Here is a 529-nt window from a genome sequence, read left to right as displayed (position 1 = left end):
TGATGAGCCTTGGAAGAAGGTTAAGTTGGGGAGAAATGTCAAAAGAATACGCAGAAAAAATAAAAATCTAGAAACTAATATTCCCTTAACAATTTCTGCACAATTTGGCTTAGTTGATCAAAGAGATTTTTTTGGGAGAGTTGTTGCCAGTGAAAATCTCGCAAACTATATTTTGCTTAAACGTGGAGAGTTTGCCTATAATAAAAGCTATTCTAAGGAAGCTCCATATGGTTCAATTAAAAGATTGGAAAAGTATAATGAAGGAGCGCTTTCCACATTATATATTGCATTTACACCTGAAAATATTAATTCTGATTTTTTAAAAGCGTTTTTCGACACTACTAAATGGTATTCTCACATAGTTCAAGTTTCTACAGAAGGTGCAAGGAATCATGGATTATTAAATATCTCACCACAAGATTTTTTTGAAATGAGTATAACTATCCCAAAAAGTGACGAACAAAATAATATTTCTAGGATTTATAATCTTATGAATTCCCTTCTTTCTCTTCAACAACGAAAATTAGAG

General features: G+C 31.4%; 1 protein-coding gene. It reads left to right on the top strand.

Annotated features, from left to right (window positions below; genetic code table 11):
- Positions 1–25: 25 nt before the first annotated feature.
- Positions 26–529 (top strand): restriction endonuclease subunit S domain-containing protein (locus FC45_RS07485; protein WP_479680688.1); only part of this gene is annotated, 504 nt, incomplete at its 3' end.

The sequence above is a fragment of the Lactobacillus jensenii DSM 20557 genome (assembly GCF_001436455.1).
Classification (GTDB): domain Bacteria; phylum Bacillota; class Bacilli; order Lactobacillales; family Lactobacillaceae; genus Lactobacillus; species Lactobacillus jensenii.
The sequence above is the reverse complement of the archived record's forward strand: the minus strand, read 5'-3'. Positions and strand labels throughout refer to the sequence as shown.